Genomic DNA, 25,220 nt, shown 5'->3' with positions numbered 1-25,220 from the left:
CTGCTGTTGGGTCACTCTTTTCCATAAGGCGTCTGCCTGAAGGCCGAATCCGGGGGCCTGGGCACGATTCCTGATCTTGGGATTTTCTCCTTCTCGCTTGCGGAAAGTCCCTGCTCTTGAATAATAGCTGGCATTGAGACTCAGTCTCATCAGGGACAGCCAGGTAAAGATTCTCCCAAGCCACCCCTGAAACAGTTGTTACTTCGCCGTGAAGTCATACTGGTTTCATCAAGGGTTGTTTCTGGAGATTTCTAATGCCCCGCCCGTCAGCACGCCGAGGGTTCACCCTCATTGAATTGCTTGTCGTCATTGCCATCATCGCCATTTTAATCGCCCTGCTCCTCCCCGCCGTCCAGCAAGCCCGAGAAGCCGCCCGCCGCACACAGTGCCGCAATAACATGAAACAGTTAGCACTGGCGATGCATAACTACCATGATGTCGCAAACCGACTTCCCCCTGGCTATGACAACCAGCTAAAGAGCGTATTTACGGCAGGTCTACCCTTCATTGATCAAGCCAATTCCTATAATAAGTATGACTTCAATCGCTACTATACGGATCCAATCAACGTCGCTGTCATTAATCAGCCCATCCCCGCATTTTTGTGCCCATCAATGGTAATTCCCCGCTCAGTTCCTGAGCCTGCTTGTGGCGCAGGAGAAGTTGGCGCCGCTACTAGCTATGGAGCCAGTGCGGGTTCTTTATTGCGAGGCTCAGGCAGCAATGGAATGTTTTCGCAGGACGCCATTGGCGGCGCTGACGGTGGTGTGCAATTCCGTGATGTGACTGATGGGCTTTCCAATACATTCATGTTCGGTGAATACAACTTCAAGCTTGCTGAGTACCTGTGGACAAGCAGCAGTTGCGCTGCTGATCCAACAAAGGTTGGTCAACCACGCTGGGGGAATCATCGCTGGGGTGTTGGCTATGCCAACATGACGACAGGAACGACAGCGTATCCCGTTGGCATTACCGTTGGCACTGGAACAACAACCGGCATGTGGCGCAGCGATCATACTGGCGGCTTGCACTATGCACTAGGTGACGGCTCTGTCCGATTCGTCAGCTACAACATCAATAAGGCCATTCTGGATGGACTGGCAACACGAGCAGGTGCCGAGGTGATTGGCGAGTTCTAAATGCCAGTAGTCGCTTCAGTTTTCAATGTCTTCCCGAGTCTTTCGCAATACCTGGTAAGAGGCTTTGGAGCTGCGTTCGCCGTTCAGAAATGGTGGTTGACTGTGTTGCTACGAACGATGTGTGAGTTGAGATATCGCTGTGGAATTCTGTCGCTTTGGATGTTGATCGCATTCTTTCAATCAGGCTGCCAAAGCAGCACGAGTGCAACTCCGGATCCGTTACGATGCGCCATCTCGGGCGAAGTGATGCTTGATGGAAAACCCCTTAGCGATGCCACAATCGCTTTCGTTTCCATCGATAGTCAAGACCTTCAAACAACGAGTGGTGCTATTAAGGACGGCAAATTTTCTCTGCCGGAATCGAATGGCCCGTTTCCTGGAATTAATCGCGTGATGGTGCTTCCCATTGAAGTCGAAGAGGGTGAAGCGGTAGAACGATTGAAACGGGCTAATGGTAAACCAGTTTCACTTGACAAGGTAACGATTCCAACAGCCTATGGTCGTGCCTCCAAAATGACCGTGGACATATCTATGATGAGGGAAAATTCATTCACGTTGCAGATTACTTCTAAAGGTGATCCAGGAACCATTAGCACGACCAAGTGACGCTAGAAACATAGATATCGACTTGAAGGCGTATTGCATTCGCTATCGACCGAAATGTGCCTCTAAGTCGTGGCCATCAGGACATCGTAATTTTAAGCCTTGGAAACCTGGTGGCTATTCTGCGGGGTTTCTTAAAGACAGCGAGATTTTCAAAGACTGTGAGACAAGAAATGAGAAGCGTTTTCCCAAGTTATGCTCGATCTTTAGCAGCGTTGCTATTACTGGCGGCTCTCCCGCTTTCTGCACAGGCCCACTTCCTGTTTGTTCTCGATGGCAAGCAGTCCAAGGATGGGAAGGTGCATGTTTATTTTGGTGAAGAAGCCGCACCGGATAATCCCGCCCTGCTCACCAGGGTCATGCAATCGGTGATCTTCGAAGCCAACCTGCATGACGATGTCGTCAAGACCGTGAAGCTTAATCACGTCAAAGGGGAAAACTCCCTCGAAGCGACTCCCAGCCCCAAGGCCACCAACGCTGGTGTCTATTGCGATTACGGCGTCATGTCCAAGGGGGGAGCCGAGCCTTACCTCCTGCGATATTGCGGTCGCTCACAAACCATCGCCAACCGTGATGGTGGCAAGATTATCGGCGATAAAGAGCTTCTGCCGCTGGAAGTCGTTGTTCAGCGAACCCCCGAAGGCTTCGTGGCTCTCACCTACTGGCATGGTCAGCCAGCTGAAGGGGTTGAACTGGTTGTTAACAGTGAAATCCTGCAAGCTCGTAAAGAAGGCGAATCCCGCATCGAAGGGACTTCCAACGCCAAGGGTGAAATCGCTCTGGGCAAGCTTGAAGATGGTGTGTACTCATTGCGTGCCAAAAAGACCATCGACGAAGCGGGCAAGCTCGGCGATAAGGAATACAAGTCCGTTCGCCTTTACAGCACCAATTCACTCGTGATCAAGCCCGCCACCAGCCAGCCAAAACCGGCTGCTGCCACCGGTGCTCTCCCCGAGCTTCCCAAGGGCATCACCAGCTTCGGCGGGGCCATTGCTGGTAACACGATCTATGTTTACGGCGGTCATATGGGTGGCGCGCATCACTACGCCAAGGGCGAACTCTCAACCCAACTGCTCTCGCTTGACCTGAAGAATCCTAAAGAATGGCAAGTCCTCGGTGCTGGCCCGGAACGTGCCGGCCTGACGATGGTTGCTGTCGGCAATGATGTTTATCGCATCGGTGGTTTTTCTGCTGAAAACGCTCCCGGTGAAGACGACAACCTCCGCAGCTCGAATGATTTCGCCCGCTGGGATGCTGCTGCCAAGGCATGGGCATCTCTCCCCTCATTGCCAGAAGGCCGCTCATCGCTCGACGCCGTGGCCATCGGCAACACGATTTACGTGATCGGTGGTTGGGAACTCAAGGGAAGCGGCAACGGCGCCACCTGGCACACAACCGCCTGGAAGTTCGATATCGCTGCCCAGACACCTGCCTGGAAGGAAATCGCCAACCCACCTTTCCAGCGTCGTGCCCTCTCGACTGCTGTCCATAACGGCAAGATTTATGTGTTCGGCGGTATGCAGAACAAGGGCGGCCCCACCACCAAAGTCGCGATCTATGACCCAGCCGCCAATAGCTGGAGCGATGGCCCGGAGATTCCCGGCAAAGGGATGGAAGGCTTCGGCAGTTCCTCATTCGCGATTGATGGCTCGCTCTATGTCAGTGTCATGTCGGGTAAGGTCTACAAGCTGACGGCTGATGGGGCGAACTGGGAGCAGGTTCACCAGCTCAACCAGCCCCGTTTCTTCCACCGCATGCTGCCAACCAATGACCATAAATTGGTCTTTGTGGGTGGTGCCAGCATGGAAAACGGCAAGGCCGATCTCGTTGAAGTCCTGGAACTGAAGGGCGACGGAGCACAGTAACTCTCCATGCTTTGCATCAATTCGTCATACCAATTGGTATGAATGCCTGCGGGGTCAGCTGAATTTTTCAGCTGGCCCTTTTTTCGTTGGCGTCGTGCCAATAACAGGAGGGAGGGAACCTGGTTGTTAAGTCCGACAACGAAGGACGTGGCTCGCGTTGAACCCCCAGAGAAAGCCGTGATAAGACACTGACCCATCAGAAGTGAACAAATCAGGGGCCTGGCGTGTCTTGTTGAGTTCAAGGGCCGCTGTAAAGCGGATGATTGTGGCCATAAATGGGCTTTCAACCGGAAACGTAGCCATCGCAAGACACTGGCCAACCACGGCGAGGCTGCCACGAATGGGGTTGCCTGCTAAGATAGAGTGTGTGCTGAAAGCAACTTGTGATATGGGCGTCATGGTGAACAAGGCGAGGCTGACAAGGCGTTTTACACGCTTGTTCAGTATAATGGTTCTCGGGTTGCTTTGAGTCATCAATGTTAAGGATGGCGGGGCACTTGGGAGAGATCTTGTCGCTCGTATGAAAATCAAACAGAACTTATAAGCTCTCATCAAACGATCCGTGCTGGCCGGAAGCGACGAAACACTTGACGTTTTCCGGCAGGCGCAGCAGGTTTTTAGGCAAACTTCGACACAACTTTTGTGAATTGGCTGATCTGACGCATGGTTGACACTTCCCGCCCCGGCTTATTCGAGACCCTTCTTGAGGATCGTATTCTCGTCATCGATGGCGCGATGGGATCGATGATCCATACGTTTAATCCGACGGAAGAGGATTACCGGGGCGAGCGATTCAAGCAGCATCCCATCGATCTGAAGAACGCCAGTGACGTGCTGGTGCTGACTCAGCCCGCAATGATTGCAGATATTCATAAACAATATCTGGCAGCCGGTGCGGACATCATTGAAACGGATTCGTTCAACGCGAATATCGTGTCGATGGAGGAGTTTGGCCTGGCAGATCTGACCTATGAAATCAACAAAACCGCTGCTGAGTTAGCGCGATCCTGCGCGGACGAGTTCACAAAGAAGAACACCGCTAAGCCACGTTTTGTCGCAGGGAGTATTGGCCCTACGAAAGTTCAGTTGTCGTTCAATGCCGACAAACCCGGCTATCGCCCCGTGACGTTCGACCAGATGGTTGACTCGTATGCGTTGCAGGTCAAAGGACTGATCGATGGCGGGGCCGATCTTCTGTTGCCGGAAACGTCGTTCGATACGCTGAACATGAAGTCATGTTTGTACGCGATTGAAAAGGTGTTCAAAGAATCGGGTCGAACCTTGCCTGTGATGATTTCGGGCACGATCTTTCAGGGAGGGGTCACGCTCACCGGCCAGACGATGGAAGCCTTCTGGGCGGCGGTCTCGCATTTTCCCTCCACCAGTGTGGGGTTGAATTGTGCATTGGGGCCAGCACAGATGCGTCCCTACGTCGAGACGTTGTCGAATATTGCGCCGCGATATATCAGCGTCTATCCGAACGCCGGGATGCCGGACGGAATGGGCGGATTTGATGCGACTCCTGAGGATGTGGCCCGAAATATCCGTGACTTTGCCAAGAACGGCTGGGTCAATATTGTGGGCGGCTGCTGCGGGACGACGCCGACATTTATTCGGGAGATTTCCGAAGCGGTGGCTGATCAGAAGCCTCGCAAAATCCCCCAGGTGCCGCATTGGTCGACCTATAGCGGGTCGCACTTGCTTGAGTTACGCACCAGCAATATTGAGGCAGAAACAACTCCCGAGACCCCGCGTCAGTTCCTGATGATCGGGGAGCGGACGAACGTCACAGGGTCAAAGAAGTTTGCCCGACTGATTCGAGAGAAAAAGTACGAAGAAGCTCTTTCGGTTGCCAGGCAGCAGGTCGAAAGCGGCGCGAACATGATCGACGTCAATATGGACGAAGGTCTGCTCGATAGTGCCGTCGAGATGGTAAATTTCCTGAACCTGATTTCCGATGATCCGGATATCAACAAAGTTCCGGTGATGGTCGACAGTTCAAAGTTCAGCGTCATTGAAGCGGGGCTGCGATGTCTGGCTGGCAAGGGCGTGGTCAACTCGATCAGCATGAAAGAAGGAGAGGCGAAGTTTCTGGAACAAGCCGCCATCATCCGCAGCTTTGGTGCGGCGGTTGTGGTCATGGCGTTCGATGAAGAAGGTCAGGCGGCCGAGAAAGACCGCAAGGTCGCGATCTGCCAGCGGGCTTATCAACTGCTGACCGAACAGGCGGGATTCCCTCCGGAAGATATTATTTTCGATGCGAACATCCTGACCGTGGGAACGGGGATGGAAGAGCATGCGAACTATGCCGTCGAGTTCATTGAAGCCGTTCGAGAAATCAAAGCGACCTGCCCTTATTGCCGAACCAGCGGCGGGGTCAGCAACGTTTCGTTTTCGTTCCGTGGGAACGAGCATGTCCGTGAAGCGATGAACGCCGCGTTCCTTTATCACGCCATTCAGGCGGGCCTCGATATGGGGATTGTCAACGCGGGTCAACTGGCGGTCTATGACGAAATTGACAAGGAACTGCTGGAATACGTGGAAGATGTGCTGCTGAACCGGCGGGAAGATGCGACCGAGCGGCTGATTGCTTATTCCGAAGAACTGAAAAATCGCGCGACAGGCAAGGTGGATGGCCCGGCTGCCGTGGAAGAGTGGCGTCTGGGGACTGTCGAGGAGCGTCTCAGTCATGCGCTGCTGAAGGGGATCACTGATTACATCGAAGCAGATACCGAAGAGGCCCGGCAAAAGTACGCCCGCCCGCTGGAGATCATTCAAGGCCCGCTCATGGACGGCATGAATGTCGTCGGCAATCTCTTCGGACAGGGCAAGATGTTCCTGCCGCAGGTGGTGAAGAGTGCCCGCGTGATGAAGAAGTCCGTGGCTTATCTTCAACCTTTCATGGAAGAAGAGAAGCAGGCACTGGCAGGCGGCGACCCAGCGGCAGCCGCAGCGACATCCCGTGGCAAGATCCTCATCGCCACGGTCAAAGGGGATGTTCACGATATCGGCAAGAATATCGTCGCGGTGGTGCTGCGCTGTAACAACTTTGAAGTGATTGATCTGGGAGTGATGGTCTCCTGTGAGAGGATTCTGGAGACGGCGAAGGCAGAAGGCGTGCAGGTCATCGGTCTCTCTGGTCTGATCACACCGTCGCTGGATGAGATGACGCAGGTGGCTCGAGAGATGCAGGCACAGGGCTTTCATCTCCCGCTGCTCATCGGCGGGGCGACCACCAGCGCGAAGCATACCGCGGTGAAAATTGCCCCTCACTATCAGCATCCCGTCGTGCATGTGGTCGATGCGTCGCTTTCGGTGCCGGTGGTGGAAGACTTGCTGGATGACGATCGTCGTGCGGCCTTCATTGAGAAGAATCTGGCGGCACAGGAACGTGATCGGGCGATGTATGGTCATGGGCAAAAACGGACGCTGGTTCCCTTCAGTGAAGCGTGTGAGCGTCGATTTGTGACAGACTGGGCCAACGTAAGGATCGACACGCCTGCGTTTCTGGGAACAAAAACGCTCCAGGCTTTGCCGCTGGAGACACTGGTTCCTTACATCGACTGGTCGCCCTTCTTCATGACGTGGGAGTTGCGTGGCAAGTTCCCCAAAATTTTTACGGATGAAGTGGTCGGAGCCGAAGCAAAGCGGGTTTATGACGACGCCCGGCGTCTGCTCGACCGGATTGTCAACGAGAAACTGCTGACGGCCAACGGCGTGTATGGCTTCTGGCCGGCACAGGCCGATGGCGAAGATGTGGTGGTCTATGCTCCGGAAGATGTGGCGTCATCCTCGCCACGCATCATCGAGAAGTTCCCCATGTTGCGGCAGCAATGGGAGCGGCCGGGACAGAAAGACTTCCGTTCACTGGTGGACTATATCGCGCCGATTTCCAGTGGCCGGATGGACTATCTGGGAGCGTTCGCTGTGACAACCGGGATTGGTTGCGATGAACTGGCCGATGATTTTCTGCATCGTCAGCACGATGACTATCAGTCAATCATGACGAAGGCACTGGCCGATCGTCTGGCAGAAGCCTTTGCTGAATATCTGCACGAGCAGGCGCGGCTGGCGTGGGGTTACGGCAAAGAAGAAGCCCTCACACAAGACGACCTCATCGACGAAAAGTATCGCGGCATTCGCCCGGCTTATGGCTATCAGGCCTGCCCCGACCACACGGAAAAAAAAGGTCTCTTTGATCTGCTCGATGCCACCCGACAGACGACAATCTATCTGACAGAAAGCTATGCCATGCACCCCGGTGCTGCGGTAAGTGGGCTTTATTTCGCACATCCCCAGTCGCGGTTCTTCTCTGTCGACCGCATTACAAAGGATCAGGTCGAAGATTACGCCCGCAGGAAAGAGATGTCGGTGAAAGAGATTGAACGCTGGCTGGCACCAAATCTGGGATATGACAACTGATCATGACTCCTCGCTCATTCTGATGAGAGAGGCTGCGTGAGGGCAAGTTCATCGTTTGACGGCGCTGCTGCCAGTTTTTCGGTGTTACGGATTGGCCAGTGTGGGTGTGCTGGTATTGGACGCTGGAGAGCCAAAGTTCAGACCGTCGATGAAGTCAAGATCGTCGTTGCCGAATTTTTCCAGCAGTGCCGAATCCAGTGAGAACAACAGTGAAGTCTGCCTGCCGGTAGGCTCTGCAACCAGGAAATAAATCCAGGTGAGGGCTTGTTCTTTTTGTTGTCCCTGGACAACCACGCGGTAGACAAACCGGCCATTCTTGGTGGGAATGACTTCTTTTTTAGGGACTGTTTTGAGCCGCTCGCCCAGTGCGGTACGGATATCGGACTCAAAGCTGGCTTCAGGGAGATGGCTGCCAGCAGCGGCACTGGCGAGTGGCGCAATATTGCATTGGGCAATGAACTGGCCATCTTTAATACGCCGGAAAATGGCAACCTGCTGAGTTTCATGATAGAGCTGCCAGTGGCGGCCATGCAGCACTGTCAGGCCCCAGGGAGCGTCGAAACGAACTCGCATCTGTTGTGTGGTCGGGAGTTGCGTGGCCTCATCCACAAAACGCTGTTCTCCCACACGACCAGGGATCTGAGCAGGCCGGCGTCGGAGCCGCAGGCGGGCGGTGATGTCGAGGCCAGGACTGATGGCTCCGATAGCGCGTTTTTCAATCTGAGAGAGTTCAGCTTCAGCGATCGACTTTGTGGTGATGTCGTAATCGAGATTGCCTTCAACGCTGACTTTGGTCGTGGCACCGTCGATGGCGCCGCTCAATTCACCTACGAAACTTATGCGGGCCAGATTTCCATTGAGTGCGACATAAGTGCAGGTCAGTTTTTGCTCAACAACCGCTTCCACGGCCATGAACATCGGGAGCACCCAGTAGTCTGGATTCCAGCTTTCCCCGACCTTGATGTCTCGCCCTGGAAGCAGAGCGATGAGTGAAAGGGTGTCGCCGGGTGTCTGGAGAAGCTCCATTTCATCGGTGGTCATGGGGCCGCCAAGGCTATACAGTTCGACCCCTTCGGTGCGTCCCTGAGCGACAATCAGGCGCAGCGTATCGGCCAGCTGGCGGCGGGAGGCTTCTCCACCGACAACGATTTCTGCCGTGGTTTGCTCATATTCCCGCAATGATCGCAGTGCTTCTGCATCACGTCCCGGGCCAAGAAGACGGCGTTCACGGTAAGAGATGCCTGCCGTCAGTTTGAGAGGGAGTGGAAGTGCCCCCCCTTTGTCGTCACGAGTTTGAACTTGCCCGTTGACTTCAATCCGAGCACCAACACCAAAGACACGGAAGTCGTCGGCGGGTTCTTCCAGACGAGTGATGACCTCGTCTTGACCTTGAGCCTCTGCCAGACTCCGGGTCAGCCATCCTCCCACTGCCATCACGGCACAGGTCTGAAGGGCCGAGCGGCGTGAAAGCGCAGGCATGTTGCCAGAATTGTCGCAAATGTGGATGAAGCCGTCTTGCATGGCGAAGTGTTTCCTGGCGAACGGCCCTGGTCAGTCATGTTTCCATGGGCAAGCTTCTCTGGGACAGCCTGATGATCCTTGCCGCGATCACGTCAATTTTTGATGACTTATCGATGCGGTGATGTTTCTATCGAAAGCTACTGCATTGTCAAAGTATAAAATTCGGGTCTCTTCTGTTGTTAAGTCCGACAGCGGATGACATTGCGGCGACATCAACCCGAAGGCAAAGCCGTGATACGGCGCTAGGGGCCTAAGCGGGACTCATTCCGCAGTTGATCGGCTCGCTGGAGAAGATCTTCACTGGGAGTGATTTGTTTGACCTGCATGTTATAGGAAAGCCGTCGGCGATCAGTGATGCGGTGAGGGAGCAGGTTGTCTGAGAAAAAGTCAATCCCTGGCCATTGATACCAGGGGGCGGGGACGGGCTGTTTGACCTTGAGGGTTTCGTAGCCGTCTTTAATCAATGTAATTTCACGGGTGCCGTAATAGGTGAAGTCGACGCCAACGGGGGTGTAGCCAACCTCCTGACCTTCGAGCAGCACCAGAGCGCCCGGAGGATTGGATTGCACCATCAGGCGGCGACTGACGCAGCCAGTCTGGAGCAGTGCCCAGACACAGCAGAGTGCCAGCCAAAGCGTTTGATGTCGAAGAAAAGGTGTCGCCACGATCAGCATCCATGCTTCTAGTGCCGTGTCACGGCTTTCTCTCAGAGCTTCCTCCGCAGTATCGTCCTCCGATATCGGACGCAACCACCTGATCAGCCCCATTCTTCAAGTTTGAAAACCAATAGTAGGAATCATCCAATTGACCGCGTAACATAGCGGAAAGTGGCAAACGGCGCGAAGAGCGTCTGTTTTTTCTCCACAAGCGGTTTCCTTGTAATCAGTTACGCACTTTCGGGAAGCGGAATGTATCGTATTGGCATGGGGCATGACCGTCATCGGCTGGTTGCGGGAAAACCATTGTGGCTAGGTGGGCTGGAGATTCCCTTTGAACTCGGGCTGGATGGTCACAGCGACGCCGACGTGCTGCTCCACGCGGTAACCGATGCCCTGCTGGGGGCGTTAGCTCTGGGGGATATTGGCGAGTGGTTCCCAAACACCGATGAAGCCTGGCGCGGCGCTTCATCGGATCGGTTTGTGGTGGCGGCACGAAACGCCATTCAAGAACGCGGGTGGGAGATTGCCAATCTCGATGCCACCATCCACGCCGAGCGACCCAAGCTTTCGGCCTACAAGCGAGCCATCGCAGACAGACTGTCCGAATTACTGGACGTTACTTCCGAACAGGTGAGCGTGAAGGCCAAAACGGGTGAAAAAGTTGGCCCCGTTGGTCGCGGTGAGTGTATTGATGCGGATGTCATCATCTTGCTAATGAAAACGAAAACACCCTGAACCCCGCCCCTCGCAAAGAGAGACGCCCGTGAACTTTTCTTGAGTGGTCTCGTGTGATGCGGCGTTAGCTGCGGGAGGCCTTGTAAAGATTGAGTGCCGCGTGTGCCTGCCCTTGATGATGAGCTTCATGCCAGCCCAGCACTTGCAACACACGCTCGAGGTTCCAGCCACGGTCTTTAAGCGGTTCCGGGATCACATCCAGATCGTCATCACGAAATGTGGAGAGGGAGTTGAACAGATGCTGCCGGGATTCACTGAGCACAGTACGAATCTGGTCAGCGTCTGGAAAATCTTCGTCAGGCGTGCTGCCCCCACGGAATCGTGGAACCAGTTCGGCAAAAGCGGCTGGTCGTGACATTAATCGCTCTGTGGCGAAGAGTTCCTCAGTGACGGCGATATGAGTCAACTGCCAGGCAAAATGGGCACGGTCAGGGCCAGGCCGCCAACCGAGAATCGCCCCGCTAGGGTCGAGCTTCAAGATCTCGTCAAACGTCGCCAATGTCTTGGTTCGTGCGAAGATCAACTGGGATTGGTAAACCTGAATAACGCTGGTGGGAGTTCGCACGTGGATTATCCTTTTGCAGAGAAGTCTTTATCTTGATGTGCGTTCTCGACAAACTCAAGTCGAGGCATCTGGCAGATTTGTCAAATACTCCGCGAATACAGCATGAGGTCAGGTCAAGCGTGCAGGATTACGCCGAGTCAATCAGTTATCTCCTGAATCGAGTGAATTACGAGCGTTCCCATGCTGATGCGCTGCGGGGAGAAACGCTCAAGCTGGATCGCATGCAGCGGTTGTTGGAACTTCTGGGGAACCCTCACCATCAAATTCCCGTGGTGCATATCGCAGGAACGAAAGGCAAAGGCTCCACCTCCACCATGGTGGCCAATTTTCTTCAGGGGGCCGGGCTGTGCGTGGGGCTGTTCACCTCCCCCCACATTCATCGGTTGGAAGAACGCCTTACGGTCAATGGCAAGCTTCCCCGCGAGGAAGAAGTGGTTTCTTTGGTCGAGCAACTCAAGCCAATCATTGCCCGGATGGATGCCGAAGGGCCGGAGTGGCATGTCACTTATTTTGAAGCCATCACGGCCATGGCCTGGCTGCATAACATCAACCATCAAGTTGATATTGCCGTGCTGGAAGTTGGGCTGGGCGGGAGGTTGGACTCCACCAATGTCTGCCAGCCATTGGTGACTGTAATTACCAATATCAGCCGGGATCACACCGCGATTTTAGGAGCGACGACGGATCTGATCGCAGCTGAGAAGGCGGGAATCATCAAGCCGCAGGTTCCAGTCATCAGTGGAGTGATGGATCCGCTGGCCCGCCCTGTCATTGCGCGTGTGGCAGCGCAGCGTCAGGCCCCTTTATGGCAGTTAGAGCAAAATCTGTTCTCCCGCTCGCTGGAACGTACCGTTAAAGAGGAATGTGCGGTTGAAGAAGGCGCCGGTGTCAGAGACGGATTACGACGGATAGAAATTTCGGCCACAGACTGTCCGGCTATGCCGCAACAATTTCTGGAGTGCACCGTTCCTCTTCTTGGCAAGCATCAGGAAATGAACACGGCCATCGCACTGCTCGCCGGGGTGCTGGCTTATGACCGCTGGCGGAACCAGCAAGTGACCGCATCCTTGAAGAATTCGACTTTCCCCTGGCCGGCGATGATAGCGAGCCTGGAAAAAACAGTCTGGCCGGGACGTATTGAAGTGCTCGGGGGAACGCCGACGATTGTGCTCGATGCGGCTCATAACTGGGCGTCGATGAATGCCTTGTTTCGGACATTAGATGAAGAATTCCCCCAGTCAAAGCGAACGGTGATTCTGGGGACAACGCGCGACAAGGATCTCTTCGGTCTGATGCGTTTAGCCATGGCCTCATCGCATCGACTCATTCTGACGAAGTATCACGAGAATCCCCGCGGTACCAGCGTGCGGGAGTTATCCCTTCTGGCCCGTACGATCAGTGATACCCCGGTTCTGACGACAGAAACACCGGAGGAGGCTCTGGCACTCGCTCGCAACCTTTGTACTCACTCGAATGATCTGGTGGTTATCACGGGTTCATTCTTTCTGATTGCCGAGGTGCGAGAGACGTTAATTTCAGGACAATCAGCAGGCCATGGTTCTGTCAGTGTCTGAAGATCACCTCAACTTAAGCAGCAGATCATGAGTACCTCCCCGGCCGATTTTGAACTGATCACATGGCCCGACTTTGAAAAAGTGGAACTGCGGGTGGGAACCATCCTGCAGGCGGAGCCGTTTCCTGAAGCAAGGAAACCTGCTTATCGACTCATAATCGACTTTGGCGCAGAGATTGGCACAAGACGATCCAGCGCTCAGATCACCACGCTCTATGAAGTAGGGCAACTGGTTGGTAAGCAGATTGTGGCGGTGGTGAATTTTCCTGCCAAGCAGATTGGGCCAATGCGATCAGAATGCCTGGTAACCGGCTTTTATCGGCCGGATGGTGCGGTGGTGCTCGCCGTTCCTGATCAACCGATTCCCAATGGCTCCAAGCTTGGTTAATACACATCACCCTGCCTGAAACCAGCTGTCACTCATCAACGGAAACTTTCTTGCCGGTGAGTTCCCCTTGAGGGTCAAGCACTTTACGAATCAGTCGCAATAGCTTAAGCCCCGTTTCATAACCGCGCGGCAATAGCAGGTGAGCCTGACGATCATCGACAATGCGCAACGTGAACGGCGTTTCGCTGACGAGTTTTTCGATCTTGCGTGGGAGTCGATAGCTGAAAGCACAATAACCCCCTTCAAGATGAATACGGTCAACCTGCCAGCGGCTTGCCAGAAGTTGCAACTCTCTGATGTCAATCATCCGCATGGCAGGCTTGGGGATCGGGCCAAAGCGATCCTTGATTTCAGCTTCGTACTGACGCAGTTCGTCCAGTGAAATCACCTGCGACAGCTTGCGATACATCTCAATTTTCAGACGCCCCGGCGGGACATATTCACTGGGGATGAACGCTGAAATCGGCAGATCAATATCAACATGCCGATGCTCCTTGAGTGGTTCCCGCTTCAGCGCGCGGACGGCGTTTTCCAGCAATTGGCAATAAAGTTCATACCCAACGATTGCGATGTGCCCGCTTTGTTCTGTCCCCAGAATGTTTCCCGCCCCACGGATTTCCAGATCGCGCATCGAAATCTTGAAGCCCGCCCCCAGTTCACTGAATTCTTCAATGGCCTTGAGACGCTTGGTGGCCTGCGGGGAAAGAATCTTCCCCTCTTCGACCATCAGGTAGCAATAAGCCCGATGTTTGTAACGGCCGACACGCCCGCGAAGCTGGTGCATTTCCGCCAGCCCATAATGCTCGGCCTGATTGATGAAGATGGTGTTCGCGTTCGGAATATCCAATCCACTTTCGATGATAGTCGTCGCGACAAGGACATCGACATCCCCGCGCACGAAGCCCATCATGGCGCTTTCCATCTCATGCTCGTTCATCTGTCCATGAACGACGTCGACCTTCGCTTCGGGAACAATGGAACGAATCCGTTCTGCCATCGTCTGGATATTATAAACGCGATTATGGACGAAATAGATCTGCCCTCCCCGGTTCAATTCACGAACGATGGCTTGTCGGATGAGTGTGGGATCGAACCGGCAGATGCGTGTCTCGATGGCCATGCGGTCTTGTGGCGGTGTCTCCAGATTCGAGATATCCCGCACGCCGATTAACGAAAGATGGAGTGTGCGGGGAATAGGCGTTGCGCTGAGCGTGAGGATATCTGTCTGTGTGCGGAGTTTCTTGAGCCGTTCTTTCGCTTCGACACCGAACCGCTGCTCTTCGTCGATGATCAGGAGGCCCAGATCTTTGAAATGCACATCGGACTGGACGAGCCGATGGGTTCCAATCACCAGATCAACGGAGCCATCCATCAATCCGCTTAGCGTCAGTCGCTGTTCAGACTTGGTACGAAAACGGGAGAGCTGGCCGATGTTGATCGGAAACTCGGCAAAGCGGCTGGAAAAGCTGCGAAAATGCTGCTCGGCCAGCACGGTTGTGGGAACAAGAACGGCCACTTGCTTGCCGCCATCAACCGCTTTGAACGCAGCCCGCATGGCGACTTCCGTCTTACCAAAACCGACGTCACCGCAGATGAGTCGCTCCATGGGACGTCCACGTTCCATATCGACTTTAATCTCTGAGATGGCTTTCACCTGATCGAGTGTTTCGATGTATGGGAAAGACGCCTCAAACTCTTCCATCCAGTGACTGTCTGGCGGGAAGGCGATGCCCGGCTGCAACTCTCTTTCAGCTTGAAGCCGCAGCATGTCGCCGGCCATGTCGGTGACGGCTTCGGCGACTTTCTTTTTCTTCTGTGCCCAGGCTGTCCCCCCCAGTTTGGAAAGCTCCGGGGCTGTCTTTTGCCCGCCCACATATTTCTGCACCAGATGAATCAGCGCGACGGGAACAAACAGTTTCGCCCCGTCCTTGAATTCCAGGTGCATGTGCTCCTCGGACTGTTCACCTTTCGTGAGCAGTTGCATGCCCAGAAACCGCCCAATGCCATGTGACAGATGGACAATCAGATCTCCTTCGTTGAGATCCAGGAAGCTATCCAGCGCGCGGGTCTCGATCCGTGTTTTCACTGCTGTCCGACGAACTTCGATTCTTCCAAAAAGTTCGTTGTCGGAAAGCACGACGAGCCGTTCCCATGTCAGCCGGAAACCGCGAGTGATTGTTCCTTCACAAAGTTTGATGCGCCGCTGCTTGTCGGCGTCCAACGCCTGAAGAAGTTCTTGCATGCGCTCGAGTGCCGCCGCGTTGTGACACGCCAGCAGCACCTGCTCATCCGGTTGTAAGATCGTGCAAAGCTCTGCCAGGGCCTCGGTCTTGGGGCCGGTCAGCCGCTCGACGGATTCAACTTGAAGATGACAAGTCGTGTCGAAGCCATCGGCCAGAAGCGGCGCGATGTTCAGCGACGGATATTGCAGCATTTTTTCCAGCGACGACTCAACCGAGAACATTCCCCGTCGGTCGCCCAACCGTTCGAGATAGACCTTCGCCTCATTCCGAATATCGGCATGATCCACCAGCACCACAATCGTGCCGGCGGGCCAACTCTTTGAGAAGTGCTCCGTAGGGAAGAGGTCATCCAGCGACGTGGGGGCATTTTCCTGCGGCAGCTTACGGACATCCAGCACACTGACATCGACCTGCTGAAGATCCGCAATCTTGCGTTGTGTTTCGACATCGAACGTCCGGATCGATTCGATTTCGTCGCCGAAGAGTTCTATACGCAGCGGGTGTTCAAGATCGGCTGTCCAGAGGTCGACGATGCCGCCATGGATGCTGAACTCACCACGAGTTTCGATGGCCAGGACACGCTCGAACCCCTGAGAGATCAGCCACTGCGCGGTGGCTTCTGTCGGAAGCTCATCCCCCACTTTGAAGGTGCGCATCGACTGTTGTCGGGAGCTTCGCGCAGGAACCGGTTGAAGCGTGGCAGCTATCGACGTCAGGATGAGCGACGGGGGAGAGTCGCTTTCCAGTTGCTTCAAGACTCGCAACCGCTCGCCATAGACCGGGTCGCTGGTCGATTGTTCGCTGGGAAGCGATTCCCAGGCCGGAAATATCAGTGGTGATTTACCAAGAAAGCTGGCCAGATCACCCGCAAAATCTTCAATCTCTTTACTGCGAGGGACGATGGCAATGACAGGCCTGGGGGACGTTCCAGGCACCTCGCGAGCGACACAGGCTGTGGTGAGTGCGCAGCTTGATCCCCAGGCACCGTCAACGGTACCACTATTCCCCTGCTCCAGACTGGCCAGAATCTCGCGGATTCCCGCATGCTGGCTAAGCCTGGTGACCAGGGATGCCAGCGAGAGGTTGTCACTCACCATCGATCCCATTGAATTGCCCCGGCGGTTTCACGCGATCAATGGTGACTATTGAACACGGGCCGATGATGAGAAGAGTCTATCCTCCCGAAGCCGTTCGACCAATCTCACGAGCATTGATGTTGTGCCAGACCACGAATTCCCCTTAGAAAAGCAGGTATGCTGGCGCCAAAATGGCAAATTACCCCGCGATGGAAAGTGAGCTGGATGATGCGTGAGTGGACTCGTCGTCTTGTCGATGCCCAATTTCTGGCGCTGATATTGGCCGGCTTCTGCCTGGGAAGCAGCCCTCTTATCGCTGAGGACGCCCATGTGCTGGTTGACCAGTTTGGCGAAAAACATGCGGTCGGGGCCACCGGTAGCGGCATCACGATTCTCGTGACAGGTGACCGCAAAGCGATGAAAGTCTCGAAAGAACTGGGCATGCGGCTGCATACCACGTTCCATCCGACGGCTGCCGGGTTGGCTTCCTCAGAAGCGGTGAAAGCTCCCGTCAGACCCATTCCGGGAGCGCGGGGGCCATCACCCGATGTGAACGTCATTCCAGTCGCCTTGATGGGAGACAAGATCCCCGAGCCAATCCGCCCGCTGATTATCAAGCAGTTCAAAAATGGTTCGCCGGACTTTCCCGTCTGGCTGGATTTCGAGAACGTGATCAAGGAACAGTACGGCTTCAAAGAGGGAGCAACACACGTCCTCGTCTTTGATTCCCAGAGCCGTCTGCGATGGCAGGGGGAATGTTCACTTGAACAAGACCGGTTCAACGATCTGGCCACACGGATTGAAGCCCTGCGTGTCGAGCAGCTTCGCACCGACCGCTAGAGTCATGCTCATAAGTCGGGCGAATGATCTATGGTGTGTGCATTGTGTGTGATGGCGGGCAGTTCCTTATCGGATGACTGAATCTTGAACAACTTTCCGGAATCATCACACTCCGGCATGCTTATTTATTGATTCTTAGCAATCCATGCTTATGTTGTTGGCAGCAATGCTGCCTGCGACTCTTCAAAACACATTGCTCACGTGCACCCGGTTAGCTGTGCTTCATTAACTTGCCCTCGCACGTGCGTATGATCAATAACGCTAGTCTTCTGTTTGCTGGCCCATCGTTTGCTGCTTCTTGCCAGTATGATTCTTAGGTTTATTTAAGTCTTTCTCTGGAGTCTGGAATGCGACAGCGTGGTTTTACTCTCATTGAATTGCTGGTGGTGATTGCGATCATCGCCATTCTGATCGCTTTGCTGTTGCCTGCTGTGCAGCAAGCCCGCGAGGCGGCCCGCCGGACGCAATGCCGCAATAATCTCAAGCAATTGGGGCTAGCGCTTCACAATTACCACGACCGGGCCAACATGTTCCCGTATGGGGTGCGTCATGGCGTCCGCCTCAATCGAGATTGCTGGATGCAGCAGATCCTTCCCGAGTTCGACCAAGCACCTCTGTTCAACACCTACATGACACAGACAGCCTCCAACGTTCAGGATGTCTCCAATGCGGTCAAGCAAGTGAAAATCCCCGGCCTGATGTGCCCCTCGGATCCCTTCGCCGGGTCGTACTCGGGGATCCTTGCCCAGATCGGCTTTCACGGCAATTATGTCGTCTGCGCGGGCAACAACAGTGTCCCTATCAGTCCCTTCTCCGACACCCTTCCCGGCCTCAATGGTATTTTCTGGCACCATTCAAGCTGCAAATTCCGCGACATCACGGACGGGACTTCCAACACTTTCCTCGCCGGTGAAGCCCTGATTCGTTCCAACATCACGGCGGAAGCATGGGGGGATGCCGGCTGGTACTGGGGCGGTGCGAGCTTGGGATCCTACGCCTTTTCTTCAGCCAACACCCCCAATACCCCGGTGGTCGATCGCACCTATCGCTGCAAAGTAACGACCAACACGCGGGCCCCGTGCGTCTCCAACAACGGCGGCGGCAACGCCGAGAATTACGCCCGCAGCATGCATACCGGCGGAGTGCATATCCTCATGGCCGACGGTGCCGTTCGGTTTATTTCAAACAATGTTGACCGAGGGACTTTTCAGGGATTGGGGACACGCGCAGGTAATGAGACAAACGGAGAATACTAATCCACATCCCTATTGAGAGCTGTGTTCTGGCGGCATAAAAATCAGGCTTGTTCAGAACAAATGACGTACAGACGCCGTCACACTGACCCGGAAACAGGGCTAAACATCTCCCGTAAAATCTCGGTTGTCGCGGTCTTATCGAGGCATCAGAGATTTCTCACAACGCAGTTCGTCATCTTGGAAATTTTGGTTGCCTTCAAACGAAGTCTGTGCGGGCCAAGAGCGGCTGAAAAAACTTAAGCCGCTCCTCAATACCGATGGCTTTGCCAGTCAATCAGTGCCTCAAGTCTTTGTTGTGGCCTTCTCCGTCGATTTTTCTTTTTCTCAAAATCACTGTCGCACAGATAGTTGTTTATCCTCATTTTCGCACTGGTTGCGTCTCATGCCACAGCAATTCGTTATTCGGAAAATAGTGTCCACGAGTTTTGTTCTGGGAGCTTCACTCCTGCTTCCGGGAGTTTGGGGTTGTGCTCCGGCTGTTGTGACCAGCAAAGTCTCTGGTACTGTCACCGTCAACGAGCAGCCTTTGGTTGTTGGGCAGATTGCGTTTCATCCTGCGGACGGCAAAGGGTCATCGGCAGCCGGACGAATCGAGTTTGGCGAGTATTCCCTGCAAGTTACTCCCGGTGAAAAGATCGTGGAAATCTTTGGTCAGCGAGAAGTGCCAGGAAAATTTGGCGCGGAACTGGTTGACGGCAAGAAAGTGCCACTGATCCAGGAGATCGTTCCGGCACGCTACAACACAAAAAGTGAGCTGCGAGTCACCGTGACCGCGACTCCAACAACACAGAATTTCTCACTGGATCCGAAGTAGACCCGATCTGATACGCATTCCCTTTTGAAATAGCGTTTGTGTGCCATGCTTGCGGCTTTGAGCCAGTAGGGCAGGCTCCCGCCTGCCGTCCTAAATAGCTTCCGGCATCTGGAAAGGCAGGCGGGAGCCTGCCCTACATGGGCTGAAAGCGTGAGAAGTCCATTCTGGCAATCATCACCAGAACCTAACTGACTCACGAGGTCTTCTTACGGGGCGTTTTTCTCGGTGCTGCGGCTTCTTCGTTGCCATCAGCAGGGGGTGAGAAAATGCGGTGGACGGAATCCACGAGCGATTCCATCGGGAACGGCTTGCGGAGGTAATCGTCTACTCCCAGCATTTCGGCATAGGCTTTGTGGCGACCGCCTTCGTTGGCCGTAATCATGATGACGCGGGGTTTCTTGGCCATTTTAGTAGGGCAGGCTCCCGCCTGCCGTCCTAAATGGCTTCCGACATCTGGAAAGGCAGGCGGGAGCCTGCCCTACATGGGCTGAAAGCGTGAGAAGTCCATTCTGGCAATCATCACCAGAACCTAACTGACTCACGAGGTTTTCTTGCGCGTCGTTTTTTTCGGTGCTGCGGCTTCTTCGTCGCCATCAGCAGGGGGTGAGAAAATGCGGTGAACGGAATCCACGAGCGATTCCATCGGGAACGGCTTGCGGAGGTAATCGTCTACTCCCAGCATTTCAGCATAAGCTTTGTGTCGACCGCCTTCGTTGGCCGTAATCATGATGACGCGGGGTTTCTTGGCCAATGTGCGGATGAATTCCAGCACCGGGAAGCCACCCATTCGAGGCATCATCATATCGGTAATGACCAGATCGGGACTCAGCGATTCAATGAGCCGCTGACCTTCCAGACCGTTAGGAGCCAGCGTCACGCGATAACCTGCGTGTTGAAGCACGATTTGCAGTGTCGAGGCAATTTCGCGATCGTCATCAATGATCAGAATCAGTTTTGCCTCGGCCATGACCGCTGCCCCTCTCTCAAGATTGGTTGCGTTTGCTGAATTGCCCCGTGTCTTAGCAGCATGATGCCTTACGATTTTTTGGGGCGATACATGTGAGTCGCTTGACCGAAGAAGGCTTCTGCCGACTCCATGATCGTTTCCGAAAGGGTGGGGTGGGCGTGAATACTATCGGCAAGGTCTCGAGCCACAGCCGCCATTTCCACAGCCACAACACCTTCCGCAATCATCTCGCCCGCTCCGACTCCGCACAATCCCACTCCGAGAACGCGTTCTGTTTTCGGATCAAAGACCAGCTTCGTCACGCCTTCATTGCGACCTAAAGTGGTGGCACGCCCCGATGCCGCCCACGAATAGCGGATCACCTTCACTTCAATTCCACGCTCTTTGGCCTCATGCTCCTGTAAACCGCACCAGGCGACTTCCGGATCGGTAAAGACGACAGCGGGGATGGCAATGTTGTCAAAGGCAGAGGCTTTCCCAAGCAATGTCTCGACAGCGACCTTCGCTTCCCGTGTCGCTTTATGAGCCAGCATTGGTTCACCAGCGACATCGCCAATCGCCAGGATCGAAGGGTCGCTGGTTCTCATGGATTTATCGACGACGACAAAGCCCTTCTCATTGACCTGAACCTGTGTTTTTTCCAAACCCAGATTCTTGCTGTTCGGGCGGCGCCCAATGGCCACCAGCACACGGTCAAATGTCTGCTTCGGGTCGACTCCTTCACCCGCCAGAGTGGCCTTGATCCCACCCCGAGCCGCTTCGAGGGCTTCAACCTTGGTGTTGAGGTGGATCTTGTGAAATTGCTTCTCCAACCTCTTGGCCAGGGGACGCACCAGATCGCGGTCAGCTCCCGGCAGCAGGTTGGGGGTCAGTTCCACGACGGTCACTTTCGAGCCGAGAGCCGCATAAACGGTGCCCATTTCCAGACCGATGTAACCGCCGCCCACGACCAGTAATGACCCGGGAATATCCTGAAGCTCGAGGGCACCTGTCGAATCCATGACTCGGGGATCACCAATGGCAAAGATCGGTGGCATGGCGGGCGATGACCCCGAGGCCAGGATGCAATGCTTATAAGTCACGGTGCTGGTCTTGCCGTCCGCCGACTTGAGTTCCAGTGTGTTGGAACCAGTAAAAGTGCCACGGGCTTTGATGAGTTGAACGCCGCGGGCGTGGCACAGTTCGGTCACACCACCACCCAGCTTATTCGTCACGCTCTGTTTCCAGGCCCGTAACTTGGCGATGTCGATCTTGGGTTTTGAAAACGTCAAACCCCATTCGCTGGCTTCATGAGATTCGTTAATCAGCTTGGCCACATGAAGCAGTGCCTTGGAGGGAATGCAACCACGATTAAGGCAGACGCCGCCGGGCTGAGTTCCTTCATCGACAAGGATCACTTTTAACCCATGATCAGCAGCTTCAAACGCTGCGGGATATCCTCCCGGCCCGCCGCCCAAAACCACCAGATCGGCTTCCAGATTGGCCATCATGTTGTTCCTTTATCGTGATCGTCTGAAGGTGGGCGTCTGTGAGAATTCTCGGGCAGGCCGAAGAAGTCTTGCGTCATCATCTGGTTACAGATCTCATCGTGGCAGAAATCGTCCGATGATGCCACAGAGACGACGCTGATGTGACCGGGATGACATGGCTGGGATGACGTGACCGGGATGATGCCACACGCAGAACCTGATCCCCGCTTCTCACAAGATAACAGCCAGCGGTTTGATTCCTCTCGTATATGGAGCGAGAGAATCAACCGGCCATCAGTTGTTGCTCAAGCGTGTCGAGAACTTCACGGATGTTCCACTCACGCCCCCCCATATGCAGCAGGGAATCGGTTCCCAGCCATTCCTGGACTTTCTTTTCGGCAGCCATCACGGTGCTATGGTTGCGACCGCCGAAATGCTGGCCAATTTCCTGATAGGCCGATTGAGTGTGCTTCCGGGCCAGAAACATGGCCAGCATCCGTGGTTGACTGACAGACCTTGCCCGGCTGGACGACTTCAATTCCCGTGGCTTGACTCCAAATAACGTGCAGATGGTCTGTTCGATATCGGTCAAACGCACCAGCTTGAGGCAATCGCGTTCAAGATCGGCCAGGATCTGTCGCGCTGTCGCCAGCCCGACTCGCCGCTCGCTCATGGTGTACCATGTGTGCAGGCAATTCAAAGCTCCTTCCAGTTCCCGAACATTGTTCCGGAATTTTTGAGCCACCCAGGCCAGGGCTTCGGGACTGATATCTGTCCCGAGGCGAGCGGCTTTTTGGTGCAAAATCCGTTCTCGCGTGGCGACATCAGGGGATTCCAGGCGGCAGATTAGCCCGGACATGAACCGAGTCACCAGTTCATCCCCCAGCTTGGTCAGCAGCTTGGGATGACGGTCAGACGTCAGGACAATCGTGCGGCCACGATCCGCCAGTTCGGTGAACGTGTGCAGGAACTCTTCACGGATCACGCGGGTGTTATCGAGAAAGTCGACATCATCAATCAGCAGTGCGTCCACATTGCGGAACTTCTGCCGGAACGATGGCAACGTCTTATCTCGCAATGCCTGAGTAAAACAGTTCGCGAACTGTTCTGCCGTCATCATCAACACTGTCAGGTGCGGATGCTGGCGACGCAGTTGCCGGGCGATCCCTTCCAGAAGATGGGTCTTGCCAATACCCACATTACCGAAGAGATAGAGTGGATTAAACGGAGCCGGGACTTCCTCGCAGACCTTACGGGCAGCCGCAATCGCCAGTTCATTGCAAGAACCGGGGACAAGATCGGTCAGTTCCAGCGGACGCCGTGTCATCTTTGCGTTGGCGTGACGATGGTTCGCCGCACCTTTTGAACTGGCGCCCATGGTGGTGGCGTGGCTTGGTGGATTCTGGGTGGAACGTTGTGCGGCAGATTGGCTCGGCGAAGCGTGAGACAAATTTTCTGGCCGCGAACCTCGTGGTGAAGCAAGTTGTGAAATCTGTGGCGAGAATTCTGAACGCCAAAGTGAAGTGGCGGCAGGCGCTTCGGTGACGCTGATTGTCACCTCTTCGACAACTTCTGAAAGTTGTGAAACAGCTTCCTGCTTGCCAAGTTCGTCCATAGGTGGCTGTCGAGTTCCAGAGAAGGCCTGAACCACCGACTGCTGAGAAGTTGCTTCAGCCGGGTCGGAGATTCTGAGGTCTTCACCACGACTCTTCAAGCGAACAGACGCTTGCAATGGTCGCTTTATCCGAACCGACTTTTGCTTGTTAATAATTACGGTGGCGTTGACATCCGGGCCTGTTGTTGAATCTGTTGGCAAACCGGGGATGTCAACGACTGATACAGAGTTCTGAGGTGTGACGACAACCGCATTCAAAAGCGGGGTGCTGACCGTGACATTGTGAATCGGATCGGGCAAGCGGCAAGATTCTGCGACACGCAAGTCAACCGGCGCGACAACTTCTTTAATCGCTTCTTTAATGGCACCATCCGCTGTGTGTTCTAATGTTTCAGGTGCTGATCCTGTGGGTACTGATCCTGTGGATTGAGGAGTCACGGCTTTCTGGCAGTGTCCGTCCCAAGCAACAATACCGCCTGCCAGATATTCCCTCGCCAATTGTTCCAACAGAGGCTGGTACTCCCGTTGTAACCAGTTCCGAATGAAGTCGTCAGGGATATTGAAGGTCAGCCGATGTTGGGGATGGGTTGTTCCAGCGGCAACTCCTTCTGTGATCGCAAACGAAACTTTCTGGCTGAAGAACATTTCATAGCGAGATTTTCCCAGAGAGCGGGAAAGGGCCTCACAGAAAGACGCCATCCGCGCGGAAGCCCCCTGATTAAGAGCGATAGAAGCCGTGGGGGAAAGAGCGGGAGCCGGTGTTACCAGTGTCTTTGCTACCAGTGTCTTTGCTACTAATGTCTTTGCCACCGGAGGAGTGATGGCTGCGGCTTTTGTCGCGTTGACCGAGGTCGCCTGTGATGCAAATGTCGAGGCGGGCGGTGAGTCGTCCACTGCGAATCCTGCACGCGCCAGCACAGAACCCAGACTATGGACATCTCGTGGGCGGGCCGCCTTCCAGTTGGTAGACGGCCTGGCATGAGGATCAATCCCACGTTCGGCATTTCGCACGCGGACAGCCTCTGCCACTTGAGTCGCAATGGATTGAGCCGCAACGGAATTTGCCGTCACCGGTGCCCGTTCCTTCGTAGTGACGGCCTGTTCACGGACCGCTGACGGCGAAACCAGCAACTCGCTACGCAGTGCTTTGGAACGCTGCAAGCTGGCGCGATCAAGACCGGCGCGATGGTGACCGTCGGCCTGATGCTCCTTCATGGAACGGGTTCCTGCCGTGTGAGCAGTACCTGTTGCCACTTGAGAGAACTCAGTGACCGCGCGATTGTGGGAAGACCATCCGCTCAGTTTGACATCACGTAATCTGTCATCACCTGAGCTGTCATCGGGAGATGATGCATCGTGAGATGAGGTGTCGAGAGAGATGGCATGAGAAGCCGCGGTCTCGATCGTGTGTAAGGTTTGTCGTTCATCATGAATCATTCCGGGGTTCGCCAGCATCATGCCGGGTTGCAT

The 25,220-nt window shown here is 54.7% G+C and carries 17 protein-coding genes and 1 pseudogene; 10 read left to right on the top strand and 8 right to left on the bottom strand.

The window, feature by feature from the left end:
- Window positions 1-254 precede the first annotated feature (254 nt).
- From SH287x_RS00090 to metH, 4 genes are all read left to right on the top strand, one after another.
- Window positions 255-1,139 carry a DUF1559 domain-containing protein gene (locus tag SH287x_RS00090; protein WP_479516357.1) on the top strand — a complete coding sequence of 295 codons (885 nt, stop codon included), beginning with the start codon at window positions 255-257 and terminating at the stop codon, window positions 1,137-1,139.
- The gene (locus tag SH287x_RS00085) at window positions 1,140-1,745 is read left to right on the top strand and encodes a transthyretin-like family protein (protein WP_479516356.1); all 606 of its coding nucleotides are present in this window, start codon (window positions 1,140-1,142) and stop codon (window positions 1,743-1,745) included.
- 170 nt (window positions 1,746-1,915) lie between these two features.
- The gene (locus tag SH287x_RS00080; RefSeq protein WP_479516355.1) at window positions 1,916-3,607 is read left to right on the top strand and encodes a Kelch repeat-containing protein; all 1,692 of its coding nucleotides are present in this window, start codon (window positions 1,916-1,918) and stop codon (window positions 3,605-3,607) included.
- Window positions 3,608-4,270: 663 nt separating this feature from the next.
- Window positions 4,271-8,029, top strand: a complete 3,759-nt coding sequence (metH, locus tag SH287x_RS00075; protein ID WP_479516354.1) for a methionine synthase — start codon at window positions 4,271-4,273, stop codon at window positions 8,027-8,029.
- An 84-nt stretch (window positions 8,030-8,113) separates the two neighbouring features.
- On the opposite strand, the gene SH287x_RS00070 is transcribed toward metH, so the two are convergent.
- Both SH287x_RS00070 and SH287x_RS00065 read right to left on the bottom strand, forming a co-directional pair.
- Window positions 8,114-9,550: a hypothetical protein gene (locus SH287x_RS00070; protein ID WP_479516353.1), complete on the bottom strand. Its 1,437-nt coding sequence runs from the start codon at window positions 9,548-9,550 to the stop codon at window positions 8,114-8,116.
- A 242-nt stretch (window positions 9,551-9,792) separates the two neighbouring features.
- A complete protein-coding gene (locus SH287x_RS00065) occupies window positions 9,793-10,215 on the bottom strand; it encodes a PEGA domain-containing protein (RefSeq protein ID WP_479516351.1) in 423 nt (140 codons plus the stop codon).
- 243 nt (window positions 10,216-10,458) lie between these two features.
- Between SH287x_RS00065 and ispF the strand changes: the two genes are divergently transcribed.
- Window positions 10,459-10,944, top strand: coding sequence for a 2-C-methyl-D-erythritol 2,4-cyclodiphosphate synthase (gene ispF / locus SH287x_RS00060; protein WP_479516350.1), 486 nt, complete (start codon window positions 10,459-10,461; stop codon window positions 10,942-10,944).
- A 64-nt stretch (window positions 10,945-11,008) separates the two neighbouring features.
- Here the strand turns inward: ispF and SH287x_RS00055 are convergent, their stop codons facing one another.
- Window positions 11,009-11,509, bottom strand: coding sequence for a DinB family protein (locus SH287x_RS00055; protein WP_479516349.1), 501 nt, complete (start codon window positions 11,507-11,509; stop codon window positions 11,009-11,011).
- A 119-nt stretch (window positions 11,510-11,628) separates the two neighbouring features.
- On the opposite strand from SH287x_RS00055, the gene SH287x_RS00050 reads away from it, so the two are divergent.
- Complete coding sequence (locus SH287x_RS00050) at window positions 11,629-13,083, top strand: bifunctional folylpolyglutamate synthase/dihydrofolate synthase (protein ID WP_479516348.1); 1,455 nt, start codon at window positions 11,629-11,631, stop codon at window positions 13,081-13,083.
- A 27-nt stretch (window positions 13,084-13,110) separates the two neighbouring features.
- The gene (locus SH287x_RS00045; RefSeq protein WP_479516347.1) at window positions 13,111-13,470 is read left to right on the top strand and encodes a tRNA-binding protein; all 360 of its coding nucleotides are present in this window, start codon (window positions 13,111-13,113) and stop codon (window positions 13,468-13,470) included.
- A gap of 28 nt (window positions 13,471-13,498) precedes the next feature.
- Here the strand turns inward: SH287x_RS00045 and mfd are convergent, their stop codons facing one another.
- A complete protein-coding gene (gene mfd / locus SH287x_RS00040) occupies window positions 13,499-16,819 on the bottom strand; it encodes a transcription-repair coupling factor (RefSeq protein WP_479516346.1) in 3,321 nt (1,106 codons plus the stop codon).
- A 195-nt stretch (window positions 16,820-17,014) separates the two neighbouring features.
- On the opposite strand from mfd, the gene SH287x_RS00035 reads away from it, so the two are divergent.
- The 3 genes from SH287x_RS00035 (at window position 17,015) to SH287x_RS00025 (ending at window position 19,699) form a co-directional block, all read left to right on the top strand.
- Window positions 17,015-17,629: a hypothetical protein gene (locus SH287x_RS00035; RefSeq protein WP_479516345.1), complete on the top strand. Its 615-nt coding sequence runs from the start codon at window positions 17,015-17,017 to the stop codon at window positions 17,627-17,629.
- Window positions 17,630-17,976: 347 nt separating this feature from the next.
- A complete protein-coding gene (locus SH287x_RS00030) occupies window positions 17,977-18,885 on the top strand; it encodes a DUF1559 domain-containing protein (protein ID WP_479516344.1) in 909 nt (302 codons plus the stop codon).
- Between the two features lie 412 nt (window positions 18,886-19,297).
- Complete coding sequence (locus SH287x_RS00025) at window positions 19,298-19,699, top strand: hypothetical protein (RefSeq protein WP_479516343.1); 402 nt, start codon at window positions 19,298-19,300, stop codon at window positions 19,697-19,699.
- Between the two features lie 193 nt (window positions 19,700-19,892).
- On the opposite strand, the pseudogene SH287x_RS00020 reads toward SH287x_RS00025, so the two are convergent.
- From SH287x_RS00020 to dnaA, 4 genes and pseudogenes are all read right to left on the bottom strand, one after another.
- A pseudogene (locus SH287x_RS00020) lies at window positions 19,893-20,093 on the bottom strand (response regulator); the annotation flags it as partial.
- A gap of 144 nt (window positions 20,094-20,237) precedes the next feature.
- A complete protein-coding gene (locus SH287x_RS00015) occupies window positions 20,238-20,666 on the bottom strand; it encodes a response regulator transcription factor (RefSeq protein ID WP_479516342.1) in 429 nt (142 codons plus the stop codon).
- Window positions 20,667-20,734: 68 nt separating this feature from the next.
- Window positions 20,735-22,156 carry a dihydrolipoyl dehydrogenase gene (gene lpdA / locus SH287x_RS00010; protein ID WP_479516341.1) on the bottom strand — a complete coding sequence of 474 codons (1,422 nt, stop codon included), beginning with the start codon at window positions 22,154-22,156 and terminating at the stop codon, window positions 20,735-20,737.
- A 262-nt stretch (window positions 22,157-22,418) separates the two neighbouring features.
- Entirely contained in the window at window positions 22,419-25,220 is a 2,802-nt protein-coding gene (dnaA, locus tag SH287x_RS00005; RefSeq protein ID WP_479516340.1) for a chromosomal replication initiator protein DnaA, read from the bottom strand.

The sequence above is a fragment of the Planctopirus sp. SH287 genome (assembly GCF_056500625.1).
This window is presented reverse-complemented; position numbering and strand designations above follow the sequence as displayed.

What these genes read in the sequence shown, in the direction of transcription:
- SH287x_RS00090 (WP_479516357.1), top strand. Translation starts at nt 255, where the DNA reads ATGCCCCGCCCGTCAGCACGCCGAGGGTTCACCCTCATTGAATTGCTT.
- SH287x_RS00085 (WP_479516356.1), top strand. Translation starts at nt 1,140, where the DNA reads ATGCCAGTAGTCGCTTCAGTTTTCAATGTCTTCCCGAGTCTTTCGCAA.
- SH287x_RS00080 (WP_479516355.1), top strand. Translation starts at nt 1,916, where the DNA reads ATGAGAAGCGTTTTCCCAAGTTATGCTCGATCTTTAGCAGCGTTGCTA.
- metH (WP_479516354.1), top strand. Translation starts at nt 4,271, where the DNA reads ATGGTTGACACTTCCCGCCCCGGCTTATTCGAGACCCTTCTTGAGGAT.
- SH287x_RS00070 (WP_479516353.1), bottom strand. Translation starts at nt 9,550, where the DNA reads ATGCAAGACGGCTTCATCCACATTTGCGACAATTCTGGCAACATGCCT.
- ispF (WP_479516350.1), top strand. Translation starts at nt 10,459, where the DNA reads ATGTATCGTATTGGCATGGGGCATGACCGTCATCGGCTGGTTGCGGGA.
- SH287x_RS00045 (WP_479516347.1), top strand. Translation starts at nt 13,111, where the DNA reads ATGAGTACCTCCCCGGCCGATTTTGAACTGATCACATGGCCCGACTTT.
- mfd (WP_479516346.1), bottom strand. Translation starts at nt 16,819, where the DNA reads ATGGGATCGATGGTGAGTGACAACCTCTCGCTGGCATCCCTGGTCACC.
- SH287x_RS00035 (WP_479516345.1), top strand. Translation starts at nt 17,015, where the DNA reads ATGATGCGTGAGTGGACTCGTCGTCTTGTCGATGCCCAATTTCTGGCG.
- SH287x_RS00030 (WP_479516344.1), top strand. Translation starts at nt 17,977, where the DNA reads ATGCGACAGCGTGGTTTTACTCTCATTGAATTGCTGGTGGTGATTGCG.
- SH287x_RS00015 (WP_479516342.1), bottom strand. Translation starts at nt 20,666, where the DNA reads ATGGCCGAGGCAAAACTGATTCTGATCATTGATGACGATCGCGAAATT.
- lpdA (WP_479516341.1), bottom strand. Translation starts at nt 22,156, where the DNA reads ATGATGGCCAATCTGGAAGCCGATCTGGTGGTTTTGGGCGGCGGGCCG.
- dnaA (WP_479516340.1), bottom strand. Translation starts at nt 25,220, where the DNA reads ATGCAACCCGGCATGATGCTGGCGAACCCCGGAATGATTCATGATGAA.